We start from the raw sequence: 6,000 nt of genomic DNA, 5'->3' as shown, positions 1-6,000 counted from the left end.
GAGCCGACCGGGGTGGTCGCGCTGGTCGCCCCGGACGAGCCGCTGCTCGGCCTGGTCTCGGTGATCGCCCCGGTGATCGTCACGGGCAACACCTGTGTGGTGATCGCCAGTGAGCGGGCCCCGCTGCCCGCGATCACGCTGGCCGAGGTGCTGGCCACCGCCGACCTGCCCGGCGGGGTGGTCAACATCCTCACCGGGTCGGTCAAGGAGATCGCTCCCTGGCTGGCGAGCCACATGGACGTCAACGCCCTCGACCTCACCGGCGTCGCCGACCAGGACCTGGCGATCGCGTGCGAACAAGCCGCCGCCGACAACCTCAAGCGGGTCTTCCGCCCGGCCGTCACCGACTGGGCGGCCGATCCCGGCACCAGGCGGTTGACCGCGTTCCTGGAGACCAAGACGGTCTGGCACCCCATCGGGGTCTGACGCACCCACCGGTGCCGGGGCTGATCCTTCCGCCCCGGCACCGTCAGCGGAGGACGTCACGGGCCAGACGGCCGCGGCCGTCAGCCGAGTGGTGCGTGGCGGGGCCAGGGGCGGGCGGCCTCCAACTGGGTGGCCAGGGCCAGGAGTTGGGACTCGCCGCCGGGAGCGGCGATGAGCTGGACGCCGATGGGCATGCCGGTGGAGTGCCGGCCGTACGGGATGGTCATGGCGGGCCAGCCGGCCATGTTCCAGGCAGCGGTGGCGGGGGCGTAGGTCAGGTTGGCGCGCATGTTCGCCAGCAGCCCGCGCCGGCCCCAGCGCTCCGCGGCCGGGGGAACGGTGGCGAGCGTCGGGGTGACGAGCACGTCGGCGTTGCCGAACCACTGATCGGCCCCGTAGGCGCGCCATCGGTCGCGGCCCGCCGAGCCGTCCATGCCGAGCCGGCCCAGAAACCGGCCCGTCCTCACGAGTGCCTTGGTGCGGCGCTCCAGCCTGCGCGGATCGAGTCCTTCCGCGTCGTCTCTGGCGCACGCGAACCAGGTCGCGACCGCGGCGGTGCCGAGCCAGTTGGGTATCCGCGCGAGCTGTTCCACCACGGTGTGCCCGGCGGCGCCGAGCACGTCCGCGGCCTCGGCCACCGCGTTCTGGAACTCGGCGTCCACGGCGAACCCCTGGGGCAACGGCAGCGGCGCCACCGCGACCCGCAGTTTCACCGGCTCCGACGCGGTGAGTCCGCCCGGATAGTCGTCGATGGCGCTGCCGACCCCGAGGGACTCGGTCTCGCCGGGCGTCGCCAGCGACATGTCCCCCGCCATCACGGCCAGGGCCAGGGCGAGGTCGGCCACGGTCGTGGCCAGCGGGCCGTTCTCCGACATGCCGTACCAGTCGTGCTCGGGGGGCGGGACCACCTCCTGGCCCGGTTTGATCGACACGAGCCCGCAGCAGGCGGCCGGAATGCGCAGCGAGCCGAGCCCGTCGTTGCCGTGGGCCAGCGGGACCATGCCCGCGGCCACGGCCGCCGCGCTTCCGCCCGACGACCCGCCTGGCGTGCGCTTCAGGTCCCAGGGGTTGCGCGTCACGCCGTACACGCTGTCGGAGAACCCGGCCAGGCACAGCTCCGGCACGTTGGTGATCCCCACGACCACCGCGCCCGCCGCCCTGAGCCTGGCCACCACCGGGTGGTCCTCGGCCGCGGGCGCGTCGGGTGTCGCCGCGGACCCGTTGCGCGAGGCCTCGCCTCGGACCGCGACGTTGTCCTTGACGGCCACCGGTACTCCGGCGAGCGGCAACTCGGCCAAGTCACCCCGCTCCTGTACGGCCTGCGCCTCGGAGAGTGCCTCCTCGGCGCGGACCTTGCGAAACGCCCCGATGCGCCCGTCACGCTCGGCGATCACCCGGAGGTGCTCCTCGACGACCGCCGGCGCGGTGACCTTCCCCCGTCGCACGGCCTCCGCTATCTCCACTGCGGACTTTCCCACCCACGACATGCACCGAGTTTGGTCCGGCGAGTCCGTCAACGGAAGCTTTTCATATCTCAATCAGGTGACTTGTCCGGCTCGACGGTGTTCGGCGTGGGGTGCCTTACCCGGTGTCGCCTGACTCGGCGTCGTCCCGTCCGGCTCGTCTGACGTCGCGGCCCGCCCCTCTGAGCGCCAGGCGCAGCGCGTACTCCAACTGGGCGTTGATGCTCCGCAGGTCGTCGGCCGCCCATCTGGCGATCGCCTCGTAGACGGCCGGGTCGAGCCTGAGCAGGACCTTCTTACGCTCAGCCATACAAGCTGCCGGTGTTGACCACCGGCTGGGTCGCCCGGTCGCCGCACAGGACGACCAGCAGGTTGGACACCATCTGGGCCTTGCGCTCCTCGTCGAGCTCCACGACATCCTCCTCGGCCAGCTTGTTCAATGCGAGCTGGACCATTCCTACCGCGCCCGAGACGATCTGGGTGCGCGCCGCGACGACCTGGGCGGCCTGCTGGCGGACCAGCATCGCCTGAGCGATCTCCGGAGCGTAGGCGAGGTGGGTGATCCGCGCCTCCAGCACCTCCACCCCGGCCAGCCGGGTGCGGTCGAGCAGCTCGGTGGTGAGCTCGGCGGCCACTTCGGCGCCGTCGCGCAGGCTGGTGCGGCCCTCCTCGTGCGAGTCGTAGGGGTGGCTGGTGGCCAGGTGCCGGACGGCGGCCTCGGACTGGATCGCCACATACTCCTCGTAGTCGTCCACGGAGAACGCGGCCGTGGCGGTGTCGATCACCTTGTAGACGACGACGGCGGCGATCTCCACGGGGTTGCCGTCGGCGTCGTTCACCTTGAGCTTGGCCGTCTCGAAGTTGCGCACCCGGAGCGTGATCCGCCGCTTGTTGGTGAAGGGCAGCACCCACAGCAGGCCCGGGTCGTTCACCGACCCGATGTAGCGGCCGAAGAACTGGACGACCTTCGCCTCGTTCGGGTTGACCACCACGAAACCGGTGGATGCGACGAAGGCGATGGCTCCCCACACGATCGCGGCCCCGACCAGGGTCGGAGCCCCCGCCGCCGCCCAGCCCGCCGCCGCCAAGACGGCTCCGAGCACCACAAGCCCGACCAGAACGGCGAATCCGTTCATCCGGAAAGCGCGTCGCTCCATGAATCCCACCTTTGCTATCGGAGTGATATCACTACGATAGCCCAGTGAAAGCAGTCGCGCGCAAATCATGCGACTCGCGACCGTTGTGGGCCTTCATCGAGATGGGCCTGCCGGCGGGCGAGGGCAGGAGAGATCAGCGGGGAGCACTCCTACTAAAGAGACACCTGCCGCGTCGATCGAAGGATGTGATCGCGCCACCTGTGATCCAGGGTGCTGGCCATGCCACAAACAGACACGGCCGCCCGATCGGGCGGCAAATGGAAGACCCCTGCTCTCATACATCGCAATGCCTGGTTCCCCGGCCGGATCATCGGAGGAGCGGCTCTCGTTCTCGGTCCCCTCGTGTGGTTCGCAGGGTTGCTTCTGCGGTACCTGGCGCTCCACTCGGTGGCCTTCACTCCCGAGCAGTTGGAGTGGTTCGACAAGCAGCCGTTCGCCGCTCCGTCGCAGTTGGCTGCGTATGTGGAGAATCCCGTGCTGGTCACGGCCGGCTACGCGTGCTTCGCTGCCGGCGCCATCCTGTTGTGCCCCGCCGTCATCACGCTCGCCCGGATCGTCGCCGCGAGATCTCCGAGGTTCGCCCTCGTGGGCGGCACGCTCGTCGTCCTGGGCCTCTTCTCGCGCCTGTATTGGGCGGGCGTCGACCAGACCGCCTTCCAACTGACCGAGGCGCTGGGCCTTGAGCAGGCGACCAAGACCGTGATGGACACGTATATGCACATCTCTTACGGGCCGTTGAGGGTTCCTGTCACGGCGGCCTTCGGCCTGTACATCGGAACACTGGTGCTGGCCATCGGAGCCTACCGATCAGGGACGTTCGGTGCAGGGCGCCTCCTGCTGTTCCTCTGGTCGGGAACGCTGTGGACCGGCGTGCTCAAGGAGAGCACCTTCCTCGACGGCGTCATCTCGTCAGGTGTCTTGTGCCTGGTGTTCGTGCCGCTCGGCATCCGGGTACTGCGTGATGCCGTGCCTGAATTGCAGACCGACAGGGTGCCCGTCTCCGATCGCAAGCCGTTGAGGATTCTGAGCTGGTGACACGCCGTTCCGGGCACCGGCCGCTGCTGTTTAGGCTGAGGCGAGTGGAGGACATACCGTCATGGATGCGGTCGATACGTGACCGTCTGGCGCCATGGCTGCTCCCCACCGTCGCTTTCTGCGGTCCTTTCTTCCCGGCAGCCCTCCCCGGTGCGAGGCTGTACAGCCACGAACTGCCAGGGCTCGCCTCGGTGCCCGGCTGGGTTCAGGCCGCCGTGGTCGGGCTGCTGGCCGCTGTCGCGGTCTGGATGGCGCCGAAGCGGCGGTGGCCGCTGTTCGTGCTCACGGCCGTGGATTCTGTGGTGCGGTCGCCGGGGCTCCTGGTCGCCATGACGTCTTATGTTGTGGCGACCGCATATCGACGGCCACTCAACCTGATGGTCTATGCGGTGATCGCGAGCCTCCTGGCGGTGGTGCCGCAGCCCGGTGCCGACTTCGTCTCCTCGCTCGGCGGTGCACCCCTGTTCGTCTGGCTTCCGCTGACGCTCGGGCTGTGGGCCGACGCGCGCAGGCAGGTGGTGGCCGGTCTACGCGAGCGCGCCGAACGGCTGGTGCGGGAGCAGGCCACCCGCACCGAGCGGGCTCGCGCCCAGGAACGTGCTCGCATCGCGCGAGACATGCACGACGTGGTGGCGCACCGGGTCTCGTTGATGATCCTGCGCGCCGGAGCTCTGGAGATCAACGCGACGGACGAGAAGACCGCGGCGGAGGCGGAGCTCATCCGCACGACGGGCAAGGAGGCACTCACCCAGCTCAGAGCCGTTCTCGGGGTGCTCGGCGAGGCGGATGGGGAGCTCTTCCATCCGCAGCCGACGCTGGCTGATCTCGACTGGCTGCTCGACCAGTCCAGATCGGTCGGTATTCCTGTGGAACGGCGCGACGAGGGTACGGCGGGCGAATTGCCCGTCATCGTGGAGCACGCCGCTTACCGGGTCGTCCAAGAGGCCCTCACCAACATCCACAAGTACGCAGGCGCTGTCCCCACACATGTGGCGGTGCGGCATCTTCCCTCCGCACTGGAGGTCACGGTCAAGAACGCCGCGCCGTACGACTGCGCACCGGCAATGCCTGGCAGCGGGCTCGGCCTGATCGGCCTGAGGGAGCGCGTCGAACTGCTGGGCGGCGTGTTCATCGCCCGGCCGGAGACAGACGGCGGTTTCGTCGTGTCCGCAAGGCTTCCGACATGATCCGGGTCCTCATCGTCGACGACGAGGCCTTGGTGCGGACCGGCCTGCGCATGATTTTGGAGGCCGCCGACGACATCGAGGTGGTCGCTGAGGCGGAGAACGGGGCGGAGGCCGTCACCGCCGTCGCCCGCCATTGGCCGCACGTCGTGCTCATGGACATACAGATGCCACGCATGGACGGAGTGTCCGCGCTCAGGGAGATCAACCGGTCCCCGAACCCACCGAAGGTGGTCATGCTGACCACCTTCGACCGCGACGAGTACATCTACAGCGCCCTGCGTTCCAAAGCCGCCGGATTCCTCCTGAAGGACACCGCGCCCCGCGACCTGATCGCCGCAGTTCGTGCGACGGCCGACGGCAGCGCCATACTCGCGCCCACGGTCACCAAGCGAGTGATCGATGCTTTCGCCGACCAGCACTCCCCGGATGTCCGCGCCGCACGCGAACGCCTGGCCGTCCTCACCGACCGTGAACGTGAGGTCGCCCGCGCGGTGGCCCGAGGACTGGCCAACGCCGAGATCTCCCGCGAGCTCAACATGAGCGAGACCACGGTCAAGGCTCACGTCAGCCGCTCGCTCGCCAAACTCGGGCTGACCAACCGGGTGCAGATCGCCCTTCTCGTCCGCGATGCCGGTTAGGCCGGCGGAAGATTTTCAGCCGGCAGGCTGGTGAAACGGAACGTCGTGGACCTTTGCGAGATCCCGAAGGACGCAAGTGGCGGAGGTAGATGAT

At 69.0% G+C, this 6,000-nt stretch carries 6 protein-coding genes and 1 pseudogene; 4 read left to right on the top strand and 3 right to left on the bottom strand.

Features of this window, described 5'->3' with window-relative positions; translation table 11 throughout:
• Positions 1–426: aldehyde dehydrogenase family protein (locus ACFY2X_RS35035; RefSeq protein ID WP_389947109.1), on the top strand; the 426-nt coding region annotated here is incomplete at its 5' end.
• Between the two features lie 80 nt (positions 427–506).
• Here the strand turns inward: ACFY2X_RS35035 and ACFY2X_RS35030 are convergent.
• The 3 genes from ACFY2X_RS35030 to ACFY2X_RS35020 form a co-directional block, all read right to left on the bottom strand.
• Positions 507–1,913, bottom strand: a complete 1,407-nt coding sequence (locus tag ACFY2X_RS35030; RefSeq protein ID WP_389947107.1) for an amidase — start codon at positions 1,911–1,913, stop codon at positions 507–509.
• Between the two features lie 94 nt (positions 1,914–2,007).
• Positions 2,008–2,199, bottom strand: coding sequence for a hypothetical protein (locus ACFY2X_RS35025; protein WP_389947105.1), 192 nt, complete (start codon positions 2,197–2,199; stop codon positions 2,008–2,010).
• Entirely contained in the window at positions 2,192–3,046 is an 855-nt protein-coding gene (locus ACFY2X_RS35020) for an SPFH domain-containing protein (RefSeq protein WP_389947103.1), read from the bottom strand. Before ACFY2X_RS35020 ends, ACFY2X_RS35025 begins: the two co-directional genes overlap by 8 nt.
• 387 nt (positions 3,047–3,433) lie before the next feature.
• On the opposite strand from ACFY2X_RS35020, the gene ACFY2X_RS35015 reads away from it, so the two are divergent.
• The 3 genes and pseudogenes from ACFY2X_RS35015 to ACFY2X_RS35005 all read left to right on the top strand — a co-directional run bounded on the left by ACFY2X_RS35015 (position 3,434) and on the right by ACFY2X_RS35005 (position 5,906).
• On the top strand, positions 3,434–4,081 hold the full coding sequence (locus ACFY2X_RS35015; RefSeq protein WP_389947101.1) for a hypothetical protein: 648 nt from the start codon (positions 3,434–3,436) through the stop codon (positions 4,079–4,081).
• A 65-nt stretch (positions 4,082–4,146) separates the two neighbouring features.
• Positions 4,147–4,851, top strand: a pseudogene (locus ACFY2X_RS35010) (sensor histidine kinase); the annotation flags it as partial.
• A gap of 413 nt (positions 4,852–5,264) precedes the next feature.
• A complete protein-coding gene (locus ACFY2X_RS35005; protein WP_389947099.1) occupies positions 5,265–5,906 on the top strand; it encodes a response regulator in 642 nt (213 codons plus the stop codon).
• Positions 5,907–6,000 lie beyond the last annotated feature (94 nt).

This window comes from Streptosporangium sp. NPDC000396 (assembly GCF_042898655.1).
In the GTDB taxonomy this organism is placed as follows: Bacteria; Actinomycetota; Actinomycetes; order Streptosporangiales; family Streptosporangiaceae; genus Streptosporangium.
This window is presented reverse-complemented; position numbering and strand designations above follow the sequence as displayed.

Bases quoted from the DNA above. Each gene is read 5' to 3' on its own strand.
- ACFY2X_RS35030 (WP_389947107.1), bottom strand. From the start codon at position 1,913: ATGTCGTGGGTGGGAAAGTCCGCAGTGGAGATAGCGGAGGCCGTGCGA.
- ACFY2X_RS35025 (WP_389947105.1), bottom strand. From the start codon at position 2,199: ATGGCTGAGCGTAAGAAGGTCCTGCTCAGGCTCGACCCGGCCGTCTAC.
- ACFY2X_RS35005 (WP_389947099.1), top strand. From the start codon at position 5,265: ATGATCCGGGTCCTCATCGTCGACGACGAGGCCTTGGTGCGGACCGGC.
- ACFY2X_RS35020 (WP_389947103.1), bottom strand. From the start codon at position 3,046: ATGGAGCGACGCGCTTTCCGGATGAACGGATTCGCCGTTCTGGTCGGG.